Origin of the sequence: Halomonas sp. DP5N14-9, assembly GCF_019802175.1 — a bacterium.
Taxonomy (GTDB): Bacteria; Pseudomonadota; Gammaproteobacteria; order Pseudomonadales; family Halomonadaceae; genus Halomonas; species Halomonas litopenaei.
This window is the reverse complement of the sequence record NZ_JAHVHR010000009.1, coordinates 82,176-104,362: the sequence shown is the minus strand read 5'-3', so window position 1 is coordinate 104,362 and position 22,187 is coordinate 82,176. Positions and strand designations below refer to the sequence as shown.

At 67.2% G+C, this 22,187-nt stretch carries 16 protein-coding genes; all 16 read right to left on the bottom strand.

Features of this window, described 5'->3' with window-relative positions; all coding sequences use genetic code 11:
* Positions 1–25: 25 nt before the first annotated feature.
* The 16 genes from KUW00_RS07205 to KUW00_RS07130 all read right to left on the bottom strand — a co-directional run bounded on the left by KUW00_RS07205 (position 26) and on the right by KUW00_RS07130 (position 22,182).
* Positions 26–1,087 (bottom strand): glycosyl hydrolase family 8, encoded by a 1,062-nt coding sequence (locus KUW00_RS07205; RefSeq protein ID WP_222568677.1) that lies wholly within the window; start codon positions 1,085–1,087, stop codon positions 26–28.
* Positions 1,059–1,556, bottom strand: coding sequence for a cellulose biosynthesis protein BcsD (gene bcsD, locus KUW00_RS07200; RefSeq protein ID WP_108132064.1), 498 nt, complete (start codon positions 1,554–1,556; stop codon positions 1,059–1,061). Before bcsD ends, KUW00_RS07205 begins: the two co-directional genes overlap by 29 nt.
* Positions 1,549–5,451 carry a cellulose biosynthesis protein BcsC gene (locus tag KUW00_RS07195; protein WP_222568676.1) on the bottom strand — a complete coding sequence of 1,301 codons (3,903 nt, stop codon included), beginning with the start codon at positions 5,449–5,451 and terminating at the stop codon, positions 1,549–1,551. The genes bcsD and KUW00_RS07195 overlap by 8 nt, the downstream gene beginning before the upstream one ends.
* Positions 5,448–10,079, bottom strand: coding sequence for a UDP-forming cellulose synthase catalytic subunit (gene bcsA, locus KUW00_RS07190; protein ID WP_222568675.1), 4,632 nt, complete (start codon positions 10,077–10,079; stop codon positions 5,448–5,450). Before bcsA ends, KUW00_RS07195 begins: the two co-directional genes overlap by 4 nt.
* Positions 10,080–10,086: 7 nt before the next feature.
* On the bottom strand, positions 10,087–10,863 hold the full coding sequence (gene bcsQ, locus KUW00_RS07185) for a cellulose biosynthesis protein BcsQ (protein ID WP_222568674.1): 777 nt from the start codon (positions 10,861–10,863) through the stop codon (positions 10,087–10,089).
* Positions 10,860–11,402, bottom strand: coding sequence for a hypothetical protein (locus KUW00_RS07180; protein ID WP_222568673.1), 543 nt, complete (start codon positions 11,400–11,402; stop codon positions 10,860–10,862). The genes bcsQ and KUW00_RS07180 overlap by 4 nt, the downstream gene beginning before the upstream one ends.
* A gap of 438 nt (positions 11,403–11,840) precedes the next feature.
* Positions 11,841–12,668 (bottom strand): 3'(2'),5'-bisphosphate nucleotidase CysQ, encoded by an 828-nt coding sequence (gene cysQ / locus KUW00_RS07175; protein WP_287163878.1) that lies wholly within the window; start codon positions 12,666–12,668, stop codon positions 11,841–11,843.
* A 164-nt stretch (positions 12,669–12,832) separates the two neighbouring features.
* On the bottom strand, positions 12,833–14,140 hold the full coding sequence (locus tag KUW00_RS07170; protein WP_108132060.1) for an arsenic transporter: 1,308 nt from the start codon (positions 14,138–14,140) through the stop codon (positions 12,833–12,835).
* Between the two features lie 13 nt (positions 14,141–14,153).
* Complete coding sequence (gene arsH / locus KUW00_RS07165) at positions 14,154–14,882, bottom strand: arsenical resistance protein ArsH (protein WP_222568672.1); 729 nt, start codon at positions 14,880–14,882, stop codon at positions 14,154–14,156.
* The gene (gene arsC / locus KUW00_RS07160) at positions 14,879–15,304 is read right to left on the bottom strand and encodes an arsenate reductase (glutaredoxin) (RefSeq protein ID WP_222568671.1); all 426 of its coding nucleotides are present in this window, start codon (positions 15,302–15,304) and stop codon (positions 14,879–14,881) included. The genes arsH and arsC overlap by 4 nt, the downstream gene beginning before the upstream one ends.
* Positions 15,305–15,365: 61 nt before the next feature.
* Positions 15,366–15,728, bottom strand: a complete 363-nt coding sequence (locus KUW00_RS07155) for an ArsR/SmtB family transcription factor (RefSeq protein WP_222568670.1) — start codon at positions 15,726–15,728, stop codon at positions 15,366–15,368.
* Between the two features lie 196 nt (positions 15,729–15,924).
* Positions 15,925–17,157 (bottom strand): flagellar hook-associated protein FlgL, encoded by a 1,233-nt coding sequence (flgL, locus tag KUW00_RS07150; RefSeq protein ID WP_222516315.1) that lies wholly within the window; start codon positions 17,155–17,157, stop codon positions 15,925–15,927.
* Positions 17,158–17,169: 12 nt separating this feature from the next.
* Positions 17,170–18,813, bottom strand: coding sequence for a flagellar hook-associated protein FlgK (flgK, locus tag KUW00_RS07145; RefSeq protein WP_222568669.1), 1,644 nt, complete (start codon positions 18,811–18,813; stop codon positions 17,170–17,172).
* A 237-nt stretch (positions 18,814–19,050) separates the two neighbouring features.
* Positions 19,051–20,151, bottom strand: a complete 1,101-nt coding sequence (gene flgJ / locus KUW00_RS07140) for a flagellar assembly peptidoglycan hydrolase FlgJ (protein ID WP_239452540.1) — start codon at positions 20,149–20,151, stop codon at positions 19,051–19,053.
* A gap of 158 nt (positions 20,152–20,309) precedes the next feature.
* Entirely contained in the window at positions 20,310–21,401 is a 1,092-nt protein-coding gene (locus tag KUW00_RS07135; protein ID WP_274601887.1) for a flagellar basal body P-ring protein FlgI, read from the bottom strand.
* A 58-nt stretch (positions 21,402–21,459) separates the two neighbouring features.
* Positions 21,460–22,182: a flagellar basal body L-ring protein FlgH gene (locus KUW00_RS07130; RefSeq protein WP_108132052.1), complete on the bottom strand. Its 723-nt coding sequence runs from the start codon at positions 22,180–22,182 to the stop codon at positions 21,460–21,462.
* Positions 22,183–22,187: the final 5 nt, after the last annotated feature.

Below are 22,187 nucleotides of genomic sequence, written 5' to 3'. Positions count from 1 at the left end.
CAAGGCGTAGGCCCGACTATTCAGACTAGTCCGGTGCAGGGGCAGACTCGCGCTGGGCCAGTCGCGCCAGCAGCAGCAGCGAGGCCGAATAGTAGTCGTCGCCGGGTGCCAGGCCCGCAGGCATCGCCCGGCGGTCGCGACCGGCCAGCGCGCGAATCGCCAGCACCCCGCGGGAGGCGGCGTACTCCGCCCGGGCCTCGCTGTAGACGTCGATCCAGGCCGGCGGTGGCTGGCGAGCGGGATCGTTCCACAAGGCCAGGATCGGCGAGACACCGGGACGATCGAGCTGGTCTGCCCAGGCCAGGTAGAGCGGGATACGCACCGCATCAAAGCCGAAGCGGGGCGGCCAGCCCGGCGCCGGAGCCAGGCTGCCGTCGGCGTCAAGCCGCAGCCAGTCGGTGGGCAACCGATAGCGACCGAAGCGGCCTTGCTCGAGCAAGCTCAAGCCGTCTTCCACCAGCGTTTCCCAGCCCGCATCCGGCTCCGCCTGCGCAAACTCGAGCAACGCCGGCATCACCCAGTAGGACAGGTTGAGGTCGACGTAATCCTCGCCACGAAACCCCTGCACCCCCGGCAGCAGCACCCGGTAGCCGCCGCGCTGCACCACCAGATACTCGGCGATGGCCTCGCGGATCATGGCGGCCGCCTGGGCGTAGCGGGATTCCTGCCAACGGCTGGCGGCGCGCTGCAGCGCCCAGGCGATCAGGATGTCGCCATCACTGGCATTGTTGGGGTCCGCCACCGGTGGCACGTTGGTGGGGTCGTAGCGCCAGGAAAACAGCGCCACATCGGTCCGCGCCAGATGCAGTCGGGTCCACTGCCACAGCCGATCGAAGGCCTCGCGATCCCCCTGGGCCTCCGCCAGCAGCATGCCGAAGCCCTGCCCCTCCGAGTGGCTAACGTCGCCGTTGCCGCTGTCGAGAATGCGACCGTCGGCGCTCATGAAGCGGCTCTTGTAACGCTCCCAGCTCTCGTCGGCCGGCGCCGCGAGGGCAAAGGTCAAGGAGGTCACGGCGACCAGCAACATCGCCATCAATCGGCGCCAGCACAGGCCGGCATCAGTGGCCGGCAACTTCTTCCCTTGCATAGACGAACTCCAGAGGTTTTCCCGCCTCTGCCGTCACCACCCGAAGGGGCACCGAGCTATCGCCCCCCTGGCGTTCCAGCCATACACCATAGGCCCCGGCCAGCAGCGCACTGGCGGCACGGGCGCCGCGGGCTCGCTCTGCCTCGCTGTGACCGGCAACGGGGTAGGCACCATGCTCGATGGTCAGCCGAGTTTCCCCGGCGGTCAATGACACCCAGCCCCAATCGCGCGCACGCCAAAGCTCGTTGAGAGTGCGCTCGAGCCCCTCCAGGGTCTGCTGGTCGGGCAGCGTCAGTTCACTGGCCATTCTGGCCCCGATATGGCGCAGAAAAGCGCCTGCATCCTGCTCGCCGCCGGAGACATACAGCTCTTCCAGCAGGAAGCGCAGCACATCGTTCCACTGTGACGCACAGTGGGTGCTGTCGAAGTACGCAAGCGAACGGCGCCGGGCCGCGTCAAGGTCACTCATCTGCTCCCCCAAGGGTGTAGTCCAGGTACAGCCATGCCGAGGTCTCGTCGTAGTCGCCGAAGGTGTCGTAGCCCAGGCGGCCGCCCACCTTCATGTCATTGGTCAGCTGGTAGGAGGCGTCGCCTCCCAGGGTCAGGCCAAAGCCGCTTTCGCTGGAGGCGCTGTAGCGCGACTCCACCGCCGCGTCGGCATCGGCCAGGTCATCGAGCAACGCCTGGGATTCGCCATCGGTGGGGAAGAAGTCCTCCGCCGCCTCGGAGTAGCTCTGGAAGCCCGGCGACACCCTGGCGGAATAGGACCAACGCCCACGCTGCTCGCTGAAGCTGACCGGGAAGGCCACGCTGATATGGTCCTGCGGGCTGAAGTAGCCCCCGTGCCCGAACGAGTAGCGACTCAGGTTGCGATCGAAGTCGAGGTAGTTGACGTGCACCCCGGCCTTGAGCTCGCGGTCACGCTCGTTGATCGGCCTCAGGTAAGCCCCCATGCCCGCCTCCAGCGAGTCGTTGTCGGCCACGTTGTCACCGGTGTAGCGATAGCCGCCCAGGCTGACGTAGGCACCGCTGTCGACATTGTCGAAGCTGTAACCCAGCGCCCCCCCGGTCTTGACCACGCCGCCCCAGTGCTCGCCGCTGACCGGATCACGGGTGCCGGCGTAGGACAACAGGCTATCCTTCACCGCGCGGCGTTCCGCGGTCAGGGTGAACTCCCCGGAATCGCCTACCTTCGGGTGCAGGCGCAGGCCCCCGACCAGTTGGGACTGGTCGAAGCCCAGCGGAGTGGTGCCGACGTCCACGTCCAGCAGATCGCTGCGAAAGCCCAGCGACAGCCCCACCCCGGCGTCGCTCTGGGAATCCGCCGACACGTCCAGGCCGTCGCCCCCCACCTGCCCCAGCCGGGACAGGTAGTCGCCGGTGACCGCGGCGCTGACATCGTCATCGCTTGCCAGCTCACCGATGGCCTCGACGATCGCCATGCGGCCGAAGCGGCGCTCGGCGTCGCCGGAGGGAGTACCGGCGGAACCGTAGGCCGGGGTCAGCGTCAGCTCAGCGCGGGAGCGACCAAAGACCGATGAAAAATCGCCGGAGGTGAAGGTGGTGGGCGTTTCCACCCGATCGAACTGACTCAGGCCTTCCTCGCCACTGCGCACCACCAGGGCAAGCCCGCCCTGTGCCTTGGGCGATACCGCGCGGCGCACCTCGGCCATCATCCGCTCGACCTCATCGATCAGCGGCGAGGCCTGGGGAGCTACCCCATCGGCCGAGGCCCCAGCTCCTGATCCCGTCCCTGAGCCAGCGCCCGCGGACAACGAGCCACCAGGCAGCCAGGCGGGTCGTCCGCCACCAGCGCCACCACTGGCGTTCTCGAAGGGGTTGTCGCCGATGGTCGAGGCCAGCGCCAGCGACTGCTGCGGATCGGCGCGCAGCTCGCTGCGCGCCTCACGCAATAGCGCCAGGGCCTGGCGGTCCTGTCCCTGGGCCCGGGCCAGCCCCGCCCGCGACAGCAGCCAGCGAGGTCGATCCTGAGCGTTGGCCGGCGGCGCCACCAAAAGCCGCGACGCTCGCACGCTATCGCCCTGGGCCAGGGCCGCATCCGCGGCCCCCAGGCGGGCGTCATCGCTCTCGGGAAAACGGCTCAGCGTGTAGTCGTAGAGCTGCCCCGCCTGACGCTGGCGCCCCCCGTCCTGATACAGCCGCGCCATCGCCAGCAGTAGCGCCTGATCCTCGGGGCGCTCGCGCAGGGCGCTGGCCAGCACATCATAGGCGCTGGCCAGCTGGCCCTGCTGGCGCAGCCGGTCCGCCTGGGCGACCCGGGCGCCGATCATCGCTTCGTCCAGCGCCGCACGCGCCGCCAGGCCAAAGTCGTCGCGCGCCTCGAGTCGCTGCACCAGCGCCTTGGCCTGGCGGTCGCGGCCGGCGCTCGCCAGCACCGCCACGTAGCCTATGTAGGCTTCCACCGGCGCGTCCAGCTCGCCGGCGGTATCAGCCTCGACCAGCTCGAGGGCCCGGCTGGTCAGGCCCATATGCTGATAGCGCTGGGCCACCTGGGCGCGGACTCCCGGATCGCTGGTGCTGGTCAGTACCTCATCGAGACGCTCCAGCGCCGAGGCGCGATCCCCCCGGTTCCAGGCCGCTTCGGCGGCCGCCAACGCCGACTGAGCCTCGGCCTGATCGGCCAGTCGCTGGATGTCCTCGTCGCGCAGTGCCAGCGGGATCGCCGCCAGATACCGTCGGGTCTGGTCCCAGTCGCCCTGTTCACTGGCATACAGCGCCGCGGCCTGAAGCTGGGGCGCGCTGGCCTCGCTCAGGTTGAGCGGGCGAACCAGGTGGCCAGCCTCTTCGACGCGCCCCTGGCGGTCCAGCAGCCGGGCCAGATCCAGACGTACCCAGGGATCCGCGGGTGCCAGCGCCAACGCTTCGCGAAGGGTCGCTTCCGCCTCGCTGGCGCTCTGACCGGCGGCCTGCTGCCGCAGCGCCTGGGCCCGGGCGGCGCCCAGGTCGCCAAGCTGGGCACGAGCGCTGGCCGGCAGACTGGCGGCCAGCGCCTCGGCCTCGGACCAGCGCTGCTGGCGTCGATAGACGTCGACCAGACCGAGCCGTGCCGAGGTGTCATTGCCCAGGCTGAGATAACGTTGTTCGGCCTGATCGAGACGTCCCTGGCGCTTGAGCAGATCGGCCTGCAGCAAGGTCGCCGCCCGCGCCCCGTCGCCGCCACCACGGGTCAGCGGCGTCACCAGTTCGAGCGCACGATCCAGTCGTCCCGCCCTGGCCTGGGCCCGCGCCTCCCCCAGTCGAGCATAGAAGGCCGCGCTTTCGTAGGCGGCCTGCCATTGGTCGCGTCGCTCGGGTGCCAGCCGGATCGCCTGCTCCAGCGCGTCTCGCGCCTCGGCGAAACGTTGCTGACGCAGCAGGGTCAGCCCCAGCCCGCCCTGGGCATCGGCGTCGTCCGGGGTCTGCTCGAGCACCTGCTGGAACTGCGCCTCGGCCTGGTCCAGCCGCTGCTGCTCCAGGCTGTCGTACCCCTGAGCCCTGGCCTGGGCCGCCTCACGTTCCGGCGGCAGGGTCATCTTGTCGGCGAACAGCTCGGCGATCTGGCTATCCTCAGGATGCGCCTGCTGATAGGCGGCATACAGGTGCTCGTCTGCGGGGGTCGCCTCGAGCCACTCCAGCGCCTGACGCCAGGCGCGATCGGCGGCCGCATCGCCGGTCGCAGCGCGCTCGGCCAGGCGCTCGATACCCTGGCGACGCGTGGCTTCACGATAGCTCAGCACCTGGCCCAGCGCGGTGGCCAACGCCGGCTCGTCGGGATGTTCACGCGCCATCGCCGCCAGGCGGTCGCGAGCCTCGCTCCAGCCATTGTCGGTGCCGGCCAGGGTCAGGTAGACCTCAGGCGCCAGCCTCGGCGGAACCGCGTCGCCCTCGAGCACCGCCCGATAGCTGGCCATGGCCTCGGCGTAGTCGCCCGCCGCCGCCTGGGAGCGGGCCTCGGCCAGCCGCTGGCCGTCGGCACGCCGCAGCTTCTGTTCCTGCGCCAGCGCCTCGACCCGGTCATCCTCCGGGGCCACCTCGGCCAACCGTGCCTGCCAGCGGCTGGCCTTCTCCATATCGCCATCGGTCAGCGCATATTCCGCCAGCAGGTACAGGGCACGCCGGTTGCCCGGGTCGGCATCGAGCACCCGCTCGAGGGACTGTTCGGCCAGATCGGCGCGCTGCCGATCCCGCCAGAAGCGAGCCTGCTCGAACAGCGGCGCCAGGGCCTGATCGGTCCCCTGGGCCGGGGCCGGACTCTGGTCCTGCGCCAGCACCGGAAGGGAAGACAGCGTCAATGACAGCAGGGAGCACGACAGCAGTCCTGCCGCACCGGCGCTGCGAACCTTGAACAAACGCAAGTGTTTCATCGGCGTGGCGCTCCCCTGGTGTTGTCACTCTGTCCCTTGCCGTCGGCCACCGGGATGTCGACGCGGCCTCCAGGAGCGTCGGCCTGGGCTTCAGGATCGTCGGCCTGGCCGCTTGAGCCTTCGGCCTGGCCCCCCTGCAGGCGCCGTGCAGCACGGCGAGCCAGTCCCCGGTGGCAGACCAGCCCCAGCAGTGTCACCACCACCAGCAGCAGAACCGCCATGGCCACCAGGTTCTGGCCCAGCATCCAGCGCAACCTCATGTGCCAGGGCATCTCGCCGACGCCCTGACGCGGCCCTGCGCGAAAGCTCTCGGCACTGCCCTCGGCGGGGATCAGCGCCAGATCGCCATACACCGAGCGGCTTACCTCATCGTCGCCCAGTCGCGCCACCAGCGACGGCAGCGCCTCGGCGTCGTCGGCGACCGCCGCGACCACGAAGCGCGAACGGTTCAAGGGTGACGGCAGGCTGACCAGCCCCTGGGACACCTCGCTGTCCTGCAGCGCCTGGGCGACCTCACGCCACAGCGGCCGCCAGTCACCCAACAGCCAGTAGCGCCAGCGCTCCATCCAGGGCACCTCGGCCACCGCCAGACGCCCTTCGTCGGCCCGGTAAACGCCGGCGTCGAACAGCGACGTCTGCGCCAGACTGTCGAGGTCGGCGACCACCAGCAGATCCTTGTCGACCAGATCGCCGGTGAGGGAAAGCCCTCGACGCACCTCGATGCCAAGGGCGGGATAGCCAGTAGCGCCGGCGATACGGCCCACGCTGGTCAACAGCGCCGATAACTCGCTCTCGTCGGGGGCCTCGGGCACCAGCGCCACGCTGGCGCCAAGATCCGCCTGACGCGAGAACGGAAACCCCGCGCTGACGAAGGACGACAGCGACGGCATGACGCTGAAGTGCTCTGCCCGCCGCAGGTCCAGCGTGGTGGTGGGCAGGATTCGGCTGATGGCGTCCTCACCCAGCCCGGGCGCGCAGTCGACCCCGTCTGCCACCACCAGGTGAAAGTAGAACTGCAGGCGATTGTTGCCGTAGAGCAGATCCCTGGGCAGCAGGACCTCGGCGCTCTGCTCCCGGCCGGCGCCGACCAGGCGTTGCCACAGCCGCTCCAGCGCCTTGCCCGACTCCACCGGCAAGGCCGCGAGATATTCGCCGTTGAGGCTGACATCGAGGCTCGAGGCGATGGGATCGAGCCAGGGCTCGTCGGGAAAACGATAGTCGACCCTCAGTCGATAGTTCTGACCGGGCCACAGAAACAGATCCGGCGGCACCCTCAGGCTCAGGGCGTGCTCCCGGGCGGACAGCCCGCGTGCCACGAAGCCCTCGGGTTCGCCCAATGAGGCCAGGCTGGCCGGGGTTTCGACATCGACCCAGCGCGGCGCGTCATAGGGCTCGCGAGGGGCTGGCGGGCTCAGTCGTTCGTCATCCAGGCGCAGCCGTTCGCCGCTCAACGTCACCGGCGCTGCGCTATCGAGACTCTCCCCGAGTCCCGACAGCGCCAGGCCGCGTGCGGCCCGGGCCACCTCGACGTCACTGTTGCCCACCACCAGCAGCAGCTTGAACAGCGGGTTGCGCGGATTGGGACGCATCAACAGGGTCGGCCCCTCGACCTGCGGCAGGGTCAATCCCGCCAGACGTTGCCCCGAGCGCCCGATCACCACCGCGTTGTCCAGCGGCAGGCGATCGTAAAGTGCATCGACCTGTAGCTGCCCGGCCTCGGCGTAGCGTCCGAAGTGCGAGGCAATGATGGCCGCCCCGCGCAACTGGGCCTCAGACGCATCGCGGGCCATCACCATCGCCACCCGACTGACATCCGCCGTCGCGGCATCGATAAAGGGCCTCGGCAGGCGGGCCAGCTCGTCGGGGGTCGGCAGCCGCTGCAGGGTCAAGGCCAGCCTGGATTCGGGGGCGATCTCCACCCTGCCGACGGCCTGGTCATCACCGTGGCACTGCTGGGTCGCCTGCCCCAGCAGGCGAAACTCCAGGCGATTGAAGGGCAGGATCAGGGCCGAAGGGATATCCAGGCGCTGGGTCATGCCGCCGGCGTTGAACTGGTCAAGGTCGATGGTCTGAAGCGTCTCGCCGTTGAGCAGCACCCCGAGTTGGCTGTCGGCCGGCAGGTCACTGTGTGACAACGACAGCGACAGCGACGCAGCCACCGCCACCTCATCATCGCGCAGCGAGAATGCAGTGCCCGAAAGCCGGGTGTTCGGGGTCAGTCGCAAGGTCTCATCGGAGGCCAGCAGCGGGATCGACAGCTCGCGCCGGGTCGGTTGCAGCGGCTGGCTGACGCTGTCCAGATCCAGCCGGCCGTCTTCGCCGAAACGCAGCGGAGGCAACGTCTCGCCCGATACCGAGGTGTCACCCGGCACGTCACCAAAACCGCCGGCCTCGTGCGTCACACCGTTCGTCGGCGCCGGAGCCTGGGCCCAGACCCGGTGCGAGACCATCAATACCCCGAGCACGATGGTGGCCACCAGCATCACCGGCGCCAGCCAACCTCGGCTAAAGCGCCCCTGGGTCAGCCCCCGCACCGGGCTACGGAAGTGCAGCCCCTTCTGCTGCCACTGGTGGAAGAACAGTCCCACCACCGAGCGCACCACATGCCACAGTGACGCCAATGGCCGGTCCTGGGGATGCGGTGCCTCGGGAATCCAGGCGTCGGCACGCCCCATGACCACCCGCACCAGTTCTCTGCGCTGGCGCAGTGGCAACTCATCAAAACGAAAGCGCAGTGAGTCATCTGCACCGGAAGCATTGACCGAACACACGGGGAACATCAGCCCCCGTCGATTGAAGGTGATCTCCAGGCACTCTACCTCGCTGCCCAGGGCCGAGCGCTTGCCCTCCACCAGGGCGCCCCCCATGGACAGGTTGGCGGTCCAGCTCTGCACCGCATGGCCACTGGCCAGATGCAACACCACCGGAAGACGCGCCTCGACCCGCACTGAGCGCCGCAGCTGGCGCGTTTCCCGTGCCACCGCGATGGCCGCCAGCAGCACCAGAATGCTGACGGAGGCCCACATCACGTTGAACAGCATGACGCTGGTCTGGACATCGAACAGATCATTCCAGAAGACCCGCACCAGCCCCCACACCACCGCCGCCACCAACAGGCCAAGCACGAACAGATGGGGACGCACCGCCTCACCGTCGAAGTAGCCCTCCTCCAGCAGTCCGCCCTTCTCGGTGACATTGAACTTGCCCCGACGCGGGCTGAGCAGAGTCACCAGGGTCGGCTTGAGCAAGTGAAAGGCCAGCACGCTTTCGTAGATCTCGCCCCAGAAGGAGTAGCGGAAGCGCCCCACCAGCCGCGAGTTGGTGTAGATCGCGTGAAACAGATGCGGCAAAGCGTAGACGGCGATCATCTGCGGCGACGAGGCAATGACGTGCAGATCAAACAACAGGTAAGCCAGGGGTGCGGTCAGGAACACCAGGCGAGGCATGGCGAACTGGAAATGCAGCATGGCGTTGAGGTAGCAAAGCCGCTGCGGCAGGCGCAGGCCACGCCCCCACAACGGATTGTCCAGCCGGAAGATCTGGGTCATGCCCCTGGCCCAGCGGGCCCGCTGGCCGATGTGCAGAGACAGTCGCTCGGTGGCCAGGCCAGCGGCCAGGCGCACCCCCAGGAAGGCCGTGTTCCAGCCACGCCGCTGCAGCTTGAGGGCGGTATGGGCATCCTCGGTCACGGTTTCCACCGCGAAGCCGCCGATCTCTTCCAGCGCGCTACGCCGCATCAGTGCACAGGAACCGCAGAAGAAGGCCGCATTCCAGTAGTCGTTGCCCTTCTGCACCGGCCCATAGAACAGCTCCCCTTCGTTGGGGATGTCCGCCCCGGGGACGAGGTTGCGCTCGAACGGATCCGGGGAATAGAAGTGGTGAGGCGTCTGCAGCAGTGCCAACCGCTCATCGGCGACAAACTCCCCCACCGTGGCCTGCAGAAAGGCCCGGGTCGCCACATGGTCGCAGTCGAATACGCAGATCAGCTCGCCGTCTGTCAGCCCCATGGCGTGATTGAGGTTGCCCGCCTTGGCGTGGCTGTTGTCTTCCCGGGTGATGTAGCCGACGCCCACCGCCGCGGCGAAGGCGCCGAACTCGGGTCGCTTGCCATCGTCCAGCACATAGATACGCATGCGATCCGCCGGGTAATCGATGTTCTGGGCGGCCAGCACCGTGTCCCGCACCACCTCGAGACTCTCGTTATAGGTGGGGATATAGATGTCCACCGTCGGCCAGCGCGTCGCATCCGGCGGCATCGGCCGGATCGTGCGCTCCAGCGGCCAGGCGATCTGGAAGTACCCCAGCACCAGGATCACCCAGGCGTAGCACTCGGCGGCCAGCAGACCGTATCCGAACACCGCCTCGAGCTGGGTATCGAACACCAGCGTCTCGCTCAGACGCCAATACAGGTAGCGGGTAGAAACCAGCACCGACAGCAGCATCATCGCCTGGCGTACCCAGCCACCACGAAGGCGAGCCAGCACCAGCAACGCCAGCATGCCGACACCGGCGAACACCAGCTGGCGCTCCAGGGTCAACGGCGTGGTGACAAGCAGAGCAGCCAGGGGCGCCCCCAGGATCAGCGCCAGCAGACGCGCGCCCAGTGACGCAGAGGAAGAGACGTTCATGGGCATCCTATAGCGCCGGGGCGACCACCCCATGGGACTGGAGTGAGGGGAGCAGACGACTGACGCTGCGGGCCAGGGTGTCGATATCGTGGGCCGCCGCCGAGGCTGGCGCGTAGTCGAAGATCGACTGCTCACAGGCCAGCGCCTCGGGAATCGCCTCGTCACGATGCACGTTGCCGAGCAACGGACTGCCCAGACGATCCTGCAGGAAGTCGGCCACGTCGCTGGAAAGCCTGCGGCGTCGATCCACCTGATTGATGATGTAGTAGGGTCTGACACCAGGCCCCATGAAGTCGCCGCCTTCGATACGCGGCAACACCGACAGCGAGGCACTGTCGGCCAGCAGCACCGCCACCTGGATGGCATCGGCAGCGCCCATGGCGGTTAGGCTCGGCGACGGCCCAGGCGGTAGATCCGCCAGCACCACACAGCGTGGCTCGTTCAGCAGAGGCCCCAGACGCTGGGCCACCGCTTCGGGGTGCGCGCCGAGCCAGGACTCGAACGCCAGGCGCTGGGCGTCGCTGACCTCGCCATAGGGCAACAGCTCGATACCGCTGGCACTGGGCACCAGCAGGCGTCGCCAGTCATCGATCTCCACGGCCTGGGCGACAAAACCTCGCCCCTCGCCGAATCCCAGCCCGAAGTGCAATCGCAGAGCGTTCTGCACGTCGAAGTCGATGACCACCACCCGGTGCCCGAGGCGCTTGAGGGCGTGAGCCAGATTGGCGGTCAGCGTTGTCTTGCCGACGCCGCCCTTGGGCGACGACAGGGAAACCAGATTCATTGAGAGATTCGTTTGAGCAGAGGTTTCAGCGGCGTTTCCTTGCCGATAGCGGCCTCGGACGACGCCTTGTCCGGGGCACTGCGAAACAGATGGCCAAAGCGCCCGGCAGGCGGCACACGTGCCTCCCCCGGAGGCGAGGCCTCACCCACGCTCAAGGCGTTGGTGGCAGGCGCCTGGTGCTCGACCCGCCGCCCAGCGGGTGGTTCGCTGCGCTCAGCGACGGCCGAGGGGGCGGGCCGGGCGGCAGGACCAGAGGCAGGCTCAGGTGCCGGGGCTGCGGGAAGCTTTTCCAGCGTCGCCCAGGCCTTCCCCTTGCGCGCAGGGGCCACCTCGGCTGCCGTTTGCAAGGGCTCTGGGCGAGCACCTGGCTCGGCGCGTGACGGCCTGTCACCAGGATCGACGTCGTGGCCCGAGAGCTGGCCAAGCAGCCCCCAGCGTGGCTGCCCCGCCTCCTCATTGGTGCGACCAAACGCCTGGTAGCCTGCGGTATCGGAACCGGTCTTGCGCAGGAAATCCTGGATATCGTCCGATGCACTCATCTTCCGTCTCCAACGGGCCAAGGCACGCATCTCCCATGCCTGGTCCGTCACGGCACCGGCAAGAGAGAATGCGGGAAAGATACTTCAACCAACGAAGCACATGTCGACCAAAGAGGCATATTACTACCACTTTTGTGCCGCTACCGCAGCAAGCGATCTCTCAACGCGCCTTGCGACAATTGCCTGATTCCTCGTCACTTCTCAAGCATAGCCACGCCACAGCCTGCCTGCAGACGGACCAGCGGCCGCGCAGCAAGCAAACAAAAACTCAGGAAAATGATTGAGAAACCTATGGGGCCAGGACAGCCAGGGATAGGGCGCCGCCAAGGGCCACAGCCCTCGGGACACCTGAAGCCACAGAAAGAAAACGCCCTATGTGGCAAAAAAGGCCGATCCGAGCCACGGCCCGGATCGGCATAAAATTCTAGAATTCAAGCGCTACTGTGCCAGGGCAGCAACCAATGCCTGCTCCCAGCGCGCGTCGCGCTGGCCACACACGACAAAGAACGGATTGAGCAACGACTCACCACGATTGCAGCGCAGCGGCTCAAGGGTCTCTGCGTCCAGCACCTGTCCACCGGCGGCGGTGACCACCGCCTGGGCAGCGGCGGTGTCCCATTCACAGGTCGGCGCCAGGCGCGGGTAGAGATCGGCCTTTCCCTCCGCCACCAGGCACAGCTTCAGCGAGCTACCCATCGAAGTGCACTCGGTGGCCGGCAAGCGTGCACAGAAAGCCTCGAAGGCCTCGGCACCGTGGCGGCGGCTACCCACCACCACCCAGGGGGCCTCTGCGGGGTCCGGCAGTTCACGCGCATGGATCGGCTGGCGCGACTCGCCCTCGGATCGCCAGGCGCCATTGTCCTGATCACCGAACCAGGTCACCCCCAGCACCGGCGCGTGGACCACCCCCAGCACCGGGACGCCATGCTCGATCAGCGCCACATTGAGGGTGAATTCACCGTTGCGATTGACGAACTCCTTGGTGCCATCCAGCGGGTCCACCAGCCAATAGCACGACCAGCCGAGACGTGTCTCGGTGGCAATCTCCCCGGATTCCTCGGACAGCACCGGCACCTCCGGCGTCAGTCGTCCCAGCAGCGCCACCAGGGCGTGGTGGGCGGCCAGATCGGCCTCGGTCAATGGGCTATTGTCGTCCTTGTGCTCGACCTCGAAGTCGCGCTGATAGATCTCGAGCACCAGTCGACCGGCCTCTTCCACGCCGGCGACCAGGGCATCCTTGTGTTCACTGCTCAGAGAAACGGGCACGCAAGACTCCTTGATACAAGGCCCGGTCGGGGTCGACACGACGGGCCGATACAAAGTACCGGGAAGGCCAGGCCTCCCCGGGAATCGATGGTGCAAAGCTTAGCGTGAGTGGCGTATTGAGCGCAGGGCTGCAAGCGGATCGGCACGGGTCCGACGCCGCACCCTCAGGACGATACCAGCGGTAGCCACAGCCATAGCGCCAGCAGCGCGGCCAGCAGCACCGGCGGGGTCAGCTTGAGCCCGACCTTCATGTACTGGCCCCAGCTGATGTGGGTGCCCTTTTCCGCCAGCACGTGCAACCACAGCAGGGTGGCCAGGCTACCGATGGGGGTGAACTTGGGCCCCAGGTCGTTGCCGATGACGTTGGCGTAGATCATCAGCTCCCGGGTCAGGTCGCCGACCTGGGCCTGGTCGATGGCGAGTGCCCCCACCAGGGTGGAGGGCATGTTGTTCATGATAGAGGCCAGCAGCGCCGAGGCCACACCGGTACCCAGCGTCGCCACCAGGGTGCCCTGCTGGCCCAGCCAGGTCAGCAGGGCACTGGCGTCTTCGGTCAGCCAGGCGTTGCCGAGCCCGTAGACCACCAGATACATGCCTACCGAGAACAGCACGATCTGCCAGGGCGCGCCCTTGAACACCCGCGACAGCGAGATCACCGTGCTGCCCCCGGCCTGGTGCCAGCGACCGGCCAGAGCGACCAGCACCAGCGCCGCGCTGCCGGTCACCAGCGCCACCGGCACGCCCAGCGGCGCGGTGACGAAGAACGCCACCAGCAACGTCGCCAGCACCGGGAAGGCGGCGCGGAACACCAGCGGGTCGCGGATGGCGTGGCTCGGCGCCTCGAGGCGTTCGACGTCGTACTGCTCCGGTATATCGCTGCGAAACATCCAGGTCAGCACCAAGAGGGTCGCCGCCAGCGAGACCAGGTCCACCGGCACCATCACCATGGCGTAGTGGTTGAACGAGATATCGAAGAAGTTCGCGCTGACGATATTGACCAGGTTGGAGATGATCAGCGGCAGACTGGTGGAGTCGGCGACGAAGCCGGTGGCGATGATGAAGGCCAGCGACGACTGAGGCGAGAACTTCAGGCGCAGCAGAATCGCCATGACGATGGGGGTCAGCAGCAGCGCGGCCCCGTCATTGGCGAAGAAGGCCGCGATCACCGCCCCCAGCAGCACGATCAGCGGAAACAGGCGGCGTCCGTTGCCACCGCCCCAGCGCGCCACGTGCAGCGCCGCCCAGGAGAAGAACCCGGCCTCGTCGAGGATCAAGGAGATCAGGATCAGGGCGACGAAGGTGAAGGTCGCGTCCCACACGATGTCCCACACCACCAGCACATCGGGCAATTGCACCACCCCGACGGCCAGGGCCACCGCGGCGCCCCCCAGGGCGCTGGTACCGATACCGAGGCCCTTTGGCTGCCAGATCACCAGCACCAGGGTCACGACGAAGATGGCGAATGCCAGCATGGAAAACTCCCTGTCAGAGACTGTCCTGATTGACCCGCGAAGACACCTGCTCGGCGCTTTCGACCCGCTCGGAGTAACGCTGGGTCAGGTAACCGTCACGGCCACGGTTGAGCCAGGTGAACTTCATCAGCTCCTCGCACACGTCGACCACGCGCAGATACAGCGGGGACAAGCGCATCCGCCCCGCCTCGTTGAACTCGTTGAAGGCCTTGGGCACCGACGATTGATTGGGGATGGTCAGCATGCGCATCCAGCGTCCCAGCTGGCGCATCTGGTTCACCGTATTGAAGCTCTGGCTGCCACCACACACCTGCATCAGCGCCAGGGTCTTGCCCTGGGTCGGGCGAACCCCGCCGAGCGACAGCGGAATCCAGTCGATCTGGGCCTTCATCACCGCCGTCATCGCACCGTGGCGCTCGGGACTGACCCACAGCATGCCCTCGGCCCAGCTCGCCAGATCGCGCAGCTCGGCGATCTTGGGGTGGTCGACCTCGGCGCCATCGGGCAGCGGCAGCCCCTGAGGCGAGAAAGTACGCACCTCGGCGCCGAAGGCCGCGAGCAAGCGCCCGGCCTCCTCGGCCAAGTGCCGCGAGTAGGAACGTTCGCGCAGCGAGCCGTACAGCACCAGGATGCGAGGCGCATGGCGTGGCGCGCTGGGTGGGGCCAGCTCGTCCACGGCGATGGGCCGCCACAGCTCCGGGTCGATGTTGGGCAGATCCTTGAGCAGGGTATCGGGGGTCATGTGCGGTTTGCCTCCAGCGTGACGGTTTCGCCGTCTTCCTTGGTGAAGCTGTCGCCCTCGATGGCCGACAGCGGCGCCTCGACCAGCGCCAGTACCCGCTCGGAGGGACGACACAGCGCCACTCCCCTGGCGGTCACCACGATGGGTCGGTTGATCAGGATGGGGTGAGCCATCATGGCGTCGATCAATGCCTCGTCGTCGAGGCGGTCATCGTCGAGGCCCAGCTCATCGTAGGGCGTGCCCTTCTGGCGCAGCAGTGCCCTCGGCGTGATGCCCATGGCCTCGATCAGCTCGACCAGCCGCTCGCGGCTGGGCGGTGTCTTCAGGTATTCGATGACCTCGGGCGATTCGCCGGAGGCCTCGAGCATGGCCAGCACGTTGCGCGAGGTGCCGCAGGCCGGGTTGTGGTAGATCAGCGTCATGGGGGCTCCGGGAGGCGCTCTTGGCTGTCGTGGCTGTCGTCACTATCGAGGTTACCGTGGCTCAGCGGGTCCTGGTGTCGTCGCAGGTACCGGGGCCCAGCAGGTCGGCCAGGGGGTTGCACACCTCCGGCCGGCTGGCGCAGCAGTCGCGCACCAGAAAGTCGAGGGTGGCCACCATGTGCGCCAGGTCCGCCCGATAGACGATGGAGCGGCTTTCCCGGCGCTGGCTGACCAGCCCCGCCCGGCTGAGCACGCCAAGGTGGGCCGACAGGGTGTTGTGGGGCACCTCCAGGCGGCGGGCCAGCTCGCCGGCAGGCAGGCCTTCGGGCTCGTGGCGCACCAGCAGGCGAAAGGCAGCGAGCCGGGTAGGCTGAGACAGTGCAGCGAAGGTGTCGAGGGTCGGTTGCAGATCGTCTTTGTCCATATGTCCGGAATTATGGACATATTGATGTGCGGGTCAAGTACTTCTTGATCCAGGGCATCTCACTTGCCGTCACCCTGGCCAAGAACGACAAAGCGGCGACGTCCAGCAAGGACGCGCCGCTTTTTGGTTGAGGGGGCTGTCACACGACGACGATCGAGTCGTGCTACCTGCACGCCATACCAGCGCTACATCGACCCTACATATAGTTGAACAGCGACAGGTCGCGAATGCCGATAAAGGCCTGCTGGGCGGCCTGCATGCCCACCTGACGCATGCTGTACTCGGAGATCGCCTGGTTGTAGTCCAGGTCGACCAGGTCCGACATGGTCTGGGCGTAGTTGAGCTCGCGGTTGCCGCTGACCGAGTCGATCACGTCCAGCTCGTTGAGCCGCGCGCCGACCGAGGCCCGCTTGGTCAACACGTTGTCGAGGCTGGCGTCCAGTTCGCGCATGGCGCCGTTCATGGTGTTATGCAGCGTCGCCTGCTTTTCGGGGGTGTCGGCGGGGGCTTCCAGCACCGACAGCACCTTCTCGAAGGTGGTGAAGACGTTGGTGTTCATGGTGTCGGCGGGGCCGAAGGTCACGCTGTCGCCGGTCGCAGGCGCGCCTTCAAGCTCCAGGCGCAGGCCACCCACCTCGACGCTGGTGCCTTCGGGGTCGTAGGGCTGATCTTCCAGGGCCGCACCGGCGCTGACCCAGGAGCCATCGTCTTGTTCGACCTTGACGCTGTAGGTGGGAGCGTCGTCGGTACCACCGAACTCCACCTGGTAACGCTTGCCGTAGCCGGCGTCGCTGTTGTCGACCACATCGGGGCCGGCGAAGGTCACACTGCCGCTGTTGTCACCCTGCTCGGCCACGTAGCCCGCACCGCTGGGCACGCTGGTGAAGATGTCGGCGCCGGTATCCCCCACCGACATCAGTCGCGAGGCGTCCACCTGCTGCTCGCGCACCTTGTCACCGCCCACGTACTCGATGCCGTTACCGCTGTCGGTGAAGGGCTCGGCGCCATCGGCGTAGCCACCGAACAGGTAGCGACCGTTGCCGTCGGTGGCGTTGGCCTGACCGATCAGCGTCTCGTAGACGCCGCGCAGTTCACTGGCGATGGACTGCCGGTCGGCGTCGCTCAGGGTGTCGTTGGAGGCCTGGATCACCAGCGCCTTGGCGCTGGCCAGGGCGTCGCTTGCGCTGTTGAGCACGCTTTCTTCCTGGGACAGGGCGTTGCGCGCGCTGACCCGGGCATCGGTGTACTGCTGGGTCACCGCCTGGGCCTGGCTGACCGCCACCGCCCGGGACGCCGCCTGGGGGTCGTCGGAGGGATTGACCACCCGCTTGCCGCTGGCGAGCTGCTGGCTCAGGTGAAGAAACTCGGACTGCTGACGGTTGAGCGAGCTGACGCTCTGGTCGTACATGGTGACGGTGCTGATACGCATGCTCTGCTCTCCTTAGCCGCGCAGTCCGAGGATGGTGTCGACCACCGAGGTGGCGGTGTCGATGACCTTGGCGTTGGCCTGGTAGTACTGCTGATAGCGGATCAGGTTGGCCGCTTCCTCATCCAGGTTGACCCCGGACTCGGACAGCTTCACCGCGCTCAACTGCTCGGTCAGCCCCTGCTGGGCCGCCAGATTGACCTGCACCACGTTGGTACGGTTACCCACGTCTCCGACCAGCGAGGCGTAGGCCTGGCTCAGGGTGGCACTGCCGCCCACGCTCATCTCATCCTGCAGCCCCTGCAGGGCCAGGGCGTTCTCGTTGTCGCCGCTAGCGCCGGTTTCCCCGGCGGCGGCGATCTTGTCGGGATCGCTGATGGCGGTATCGAAGCCACCCGCGGCGCGGCGCACCGGCTGCACCTCGAAGCGATCGCCGTCGGCCAGGGCGCTGGGGTTATCGATGCCGAGCGTCACGCCGCCAAAGGTCAGGGTGTTCTCGGTGGCGTCGAAGCTCGCGTCCACCGCCTCGCCGGTGTCCTTGCGGGTGACCTCGAAGGTCGGCGGCGAGGCCGAAGCGTCGCTGACCTTGACCTCGTAGTCGGCCGCCTCGAGGTCTTCGATCTTGTCGATGTTGAAGCTCGCGGTGACCGTGGCGCCGCCGCTGTTGGCGTCGTTGGCAAAGACCCGCGGTTCGCCGATGTCGAACATGTCGCCACCGCTATTGCCATCCAGATCGTAGCCATCGGCGTGCTGTTTATTGAAGGCCACCGCCATGGACACCGCCAGCTGGCCGATCTGGTTCTGGGTGCGATCCAGGGTCTCGGAGCGGAACTGGATCAGCCCGCCGAGCGAGCCGCCCTCGAGGCTGTCCTCATCGAGTCGCTGCAGGCCGCCGCCGGGGTCCTGGTAGCCCACCACCACCCGCTGGGGATCGCTGGCCGAGGCCACCGCCTTCAACTGGTAGGACTCGGTGCCGGCCACCAGCGGCTGTCCGCCGGGCAGGCTGACCCGATAGGAGGAACCGTCCTGCACCGTCAATTCCACCCCGATACGCTCGCTCATCTCGGTGACCAGCTGGTCACGCTGGTTGAGCAGCGCGTTGGGGGCCTCGCCGGTCTTGGCCTTGGCCAGGGAAATCTCGCGGTTGAGCGAGGCCAGCTGCTCGCTCTGGTTGTTGATCTGGGTGATCTCGTCGCGGATCTGGCTGTTGATACCGTCCTGCATGTCCTGCAGGTAGCTGTCGAAGGCGCGGAACTGGGCGCTCAGGGTGTCCGCCGCGCCCAGCACGCCCTGACGGGCGGCAGGGTCCGAGGGGGCCGAGGCCAGGTCTTCCAACGACGAGAAGAAGTTCTGCATCAGCGGTGCCAGACCGGCGTCCTGATCGGCCAGCAGGCTGTCGATCTGGTTGATCTGGGTCTGGTAGGCGTCCAGCGCCGAGCTTGAGCTCACCGCACCATTGAGCTGGTCGGCCACGTACTGGTTGAACTGACGCTCGATGTCGTTGACCTGGACGCCCTGGGTCCCGCCGCTGCCCTCGCCCAGCACCGTGATCTCGCGGTTGTAGCCCGGTGTATAGACGTTGCTGATGTTGTTGCTGGTGGTGGTCAGGGCGTTCTGGGCGGCATTCAGGCCGCTCAAGCCGATGGAGAACATGCTCATGGTGGAATTCCTTTCGCCGATAGCCTGTTTATCGGCCGAATGGCCGCTGGCTTGAGAGCCTCGGTACCGCAAAAACCATTAATTTTCCGGGCGACTAGGCGCTGTCCGAAAAGTCGACGAGCGAAGGTTAGACAAGGCAAAAATCGGTGAGAAAGCGCAGTTTACGGGGTGTAAATGAGCATTTTGATCCGATTTTTAACGCCGTATTACCGAGCGCAGGCACTTTTCAGACAAGCCCTAGAAGACCTGGGTGGGGTTGGCGCTTATATCCGCCCTGGCCAGCCAGTCGCTGCCACGCTCACCCGCGGTGGCACCCGCATCCACCTTCTCGGCGGCACCGGTAGGCGATGCGCCGACATTCGCGGGTCGAGCCTCGCCGGCCGCCACGCGGGTGGCGCCTGCGCCGTCATCGATCGGGCCGAAGGTGTGCATCACCGCGATCAGCTTGGCGGCGTAGGCCGGGTCGGTGGCGTAGCCGCCCCGCTGCAGCGCGTGGGCCGCGGCCTCGGCGTCCGGCGCGGTGGTGACCTCGGCGTAGCGGGCGTTGTTGCTGATCAGCCTGGCGTAGTCGGTGAAGGCTTCCTCGAAGGAGCCGTAGACCCGGAAGTCATCGCGAATACGCTGGCGTTGGCCGTCTTCCACCTCATGGGTGGTAATACGGGTGGTGGGGCCGTCCCAACTGCTGCCGGCCTTGATGCCGAACAGGTTGTGACTGTTGTTGCCGTCGGCGGTGGCGATCTCGTGGCGGCCCCAGCCGGTCTCCAGCGCCGCCTGGGCCAGGATCAATTCCGCCGGCACGCCGGAGGCGCGGCTGGCGGCCTGGGCCGGGGCGGCCAGCTTGTCGAGGAAGGCCTGGACGTGGGCCGGGGTGTCGCGGGCCTCGCGTCCGCTGATGCGCTCTTCGGCCTGGGCGGTGGTCATGCCCTGGCTGACGGCGCCCAGCTCGTCGAGGAAGTTGGTCGGCGCCTCGACCTCGCTGTCTGCCGGCGCGTCCGCTCTCAGGGCGTTGGACAGCGGACGCGGCGTGCCACGGGGAATGCCCGCAATCAGTGCCTCGACATCCTTGGCCTGGCTGGCCTCGGGGCCACGTAGCTGGGCCATGAGCTGGTCGGCCAGGCCGATGCCGCGGCTGGCCATGGTCTGGGACCACTGCTGGTCGAGCAGCGTCTGGTAGAACTGGGTCTGCTTCGAGTCGGTCAGGCCAGAAGACGGCACGGCGTCGCGCATGCTCTTCATCATCATGTTGATGAACATCGCCTCGAACTGGCGCGCCGCCTCCGCCGCCGCCGCCGGGTCCTGCTGGCGGGCGCTGGTCTTGAGTCGCGCCAGCCCCTGCATGTCCAAGGCGAAGCCGGCCTGGCCGACGCTGCCGGTGGCCCGGCTGGCGCCGGACAGGGCAGAACCCGAGAGTCCTGTTGTGGGCCCCGACGCCAGCCCTGTCATGGGCCCCGAAGCCAGCCCTGTCATGGGCCCAGATGAAAGATCAGAGATAGCCATCAGATGATCTCCAGCTCGGCTCTGAGCGATCCCGCAGCCTTGAGCGCCTCGAGGATCGACATCAGGTCGTTGGGGGTCGCGCCGAGGGCGTTGAGGGCGTCCACCACGTCGAGCAGATTGGCGCCTTCGACCACCTGCAGGGTGCCCTGGCCCTCGTCGATGGTGATATCGGAGTCCGGTACCACCGTGGTCTCGCCGCCACGGCTGAAGGGCGCCGGCTGGCTGACGCCGAAGGCGGTGTCGATGACGATGGACAGGTTGCCGTGAGCCACGGCGGCGCGCTTGAGCGTCACGCTGCCGTTGAGCACGATGGAGCCGGTGCGCGAATTCAGCACCACCTTGGCCCGGGCCGGCATCGGGGTGACGTCGACGTTCTCGACACGGGCCATGAAGTTGACCCGGGAGTTGGCGTTGGTCGGCCCGTTCAGGGCGATGACCCCGCCGTTTCTGGCCGAGGCCACCGGGTAGTCGAAGGTGTCGTTGATCGCACGGACCACGCGCTCGGCGGTACCGAAGTCGGCCTGGTTGAGCTGCAGCTCCAGCACGCCATCACGGCTGCCCAGCGCCAGCGGTACCGTCTGCTCGACCATGGCGCCGCCGGCGATACGCCCGGCGGCCTGGTGGCTGATCTGCACGCTGGAGCCGGCGGACTCGGCGCCGGCACCGTTGATCAACAGGTTGCCCTGGGCCAGGGCGTAGACGTCGCCGTCGGCGCCCTTCAATGGCGTCATCAACAGGGTGCCACCGCGCAGGCTGCGGGCATTACCGATGGAAGACACCACCACGTCGAGGCGCTGGCCGGGCTGGGCGAACGGCGGCAGATCGGCGGTGACCATCACCGCCGCCACGTTGCGCAACTGCATGTTGGTGCCCGGCGGCACGGTGATGCCGAGCTGGGACAGCATGTTGTTGAGACTCTGGCCGGTAAACGGCGCCTGCATGGTCTGGTCACCGGAGCCGTCCAGGCCCACCACCAGGCCGTAGCCCACCAGCTGGTTGTCGCGCACCCCGGCGAAGCTGGCCAGGTCGCGGACCTTCTCGGCACGGGCCAGGTGGGAGAAGGCCGACAGCGCGATCAGCAACACCAGCATCAGGCTGCCGAGGGTCAGGGTGGGGCGACGGGAGACAGGGTTTCTCATCATGCTCGGCCTAGAAGGGGGAAACGTTCAGGAAGAACCGCTGCATCCAGCCCATGTGCTGCGCCTCGTTGATGTAGCCGTTGCCCACGTACTCGATGCGCGCATCGGCCACCGCCGTGGACGGCACGGTGTTCTGGGTGGTGATGAAACGCGGATTGACCACCCCGCCGAAGCGGATGAACTCGGTGCCCTGGTTGATCGCGATCTGCTTCTCGCCGCGTACCCTGAGGTTGCCGTTGTTCATCACCTCGATCACCGAGACGGTGATGGTGCCGGTAAAGGAGTTGTTGGCCTCGGAGCCACCGCCGCCCTCGAAATCTGTATCGCCGTCGATCTCGAAGCCGTAGTCCATCAGTTCCTCCAGGCCTTCCGGCACCTGGGAGAAGGTCAGGCTGGAGCCGCCGTCTCGGTCGGCGTTGGAGCGGGAGTTCTTGCTGGCGCTGACCTCTTCGTCCAGCACGATGGTCAGGATGTCGCCGACGCTGCGCGGACGACGATCCTCGAACAGCGGCTGGTAGCCCCGGGCCTTCTGGAAGATCGATCCATTGGCCACCGGCAGCGGCCGATCGGGAATCTCGATCTGCTCCTGCTCGCCCACCACCGAGGCGTGGGGAATCTGGGCGCAGCCGGCAAGCGTCAGCAGCACCAGGGCCAGCGCCAGCGTCGCCAGGCGCAGCACGGCGTGAATACCACCGTATGGCGCGCCAGATGATGAGGTCGTGTCAGGGTGCATGGCCG

Bases quoted from the DNA above. Each gene is read 5' to 3' on its own strand.
- KUW00_RS07205 (WP_222568677.1), bottom strand. From the start codon at position 1,087: ATGCAAGGGAAGAAGTTGCCGGCCACTGATGCCGGCCTGTGCTGGCGC.
- bcsD (WP_108132064.1), bottom strand. From the start codon at position 1,556: ATGAGTGACCTTGACGCGGCCCGGCGCCGTTCGCTTGCGTACTTCGAC.
- KUW00_RS07195 (WP_222568676.1), bottom strand. From the start codon at position 5,451: ATGAAACACTTGCGTTTGTTCAAGGTTCGCAGCGCCGGTGCGGCAGGA.
- bcsA (WP_222568675.1), bottom strand. From the start codon at position 10,079: ATGAACGTCTCTTCCTCTGCGTCACTGGGCGCGCGTCTGCTGGCGCTG.
- bcsQ (WP_222568674.1), bottom strand. From the start codon at position 10,863: ATGAATCTGGTTTCCCTGTCGTCGCCCAAGGGCGGCGTCGGCAAGACA.
- KUW00_RS07180 (WP_222568673.1), bottom strand. From the start codon at position 11,402: ATGAGTGCATCGGACGATATCCAGGATTTCCTGCGCAAGACCGGTTCC.
- KUW00_RS07170 (WP_108132060.1), bottom strand. From the start codon at position 14,140: ATGCTGGCATTCGCCATCTTCGTCGTGACCCTGGTGCTGGTGATCTGG.
- arsH (WP_222568672.1), bottom strand. From the start codon at position 14,882: ATGACCCCCGATACCCTGCTCAAGGATCTGCCCAACATCGACCCGGAG.
- arsC (WP_222568671.1), bottom strand. From the start codon at position 15,304: ATGACGCTGATCTACCACAACCCGGCCTGCGGCACCTCGCGCAACGTG.
- KUW00_RS07155 (WP_222568670.1), bottom strand. From the start codon at position 15,728: ATGGACAAAGACGATCTGCAACCGACCCTCGACACCTTCGCTGCACTG.
- flgL (WP_222516315.1), bottom strand. From the start codon at position 17,157: ATGCGTATCAGCACCGTCACCATGTACGACCAGAGCGTCAGCTCGCTC.
- flgK (WP_222568669.1), bottom strand. From the start codon at position 18,813: ATGAGCATGTTCTCCATCGGCTTGAGCGGCCTGAATGCCGCCCAGAAC.
- flgJ (WP_239452540.1), bottom strand. From the start codon at position 20,151: ATGCAGGGGCTGGCGCGACTCAAGACCAGCGCCCGCCAGCAGGACCCG.
- KUW00_RS07135 (WP_274601887.1), bottom strand. From the start codon at position 21,401: ATGCTGGTGTTGCTGATCGCGCTGTCGGCCTTCTCCCACCTGGCCCGT.
- KUW00_RS07130 (WP_108132052.1), bottom strand. From the start codon at position 22,182: ATGCACCCTGACACGACCTCATCATCTGGCGCGCCATACGGTGGTATT.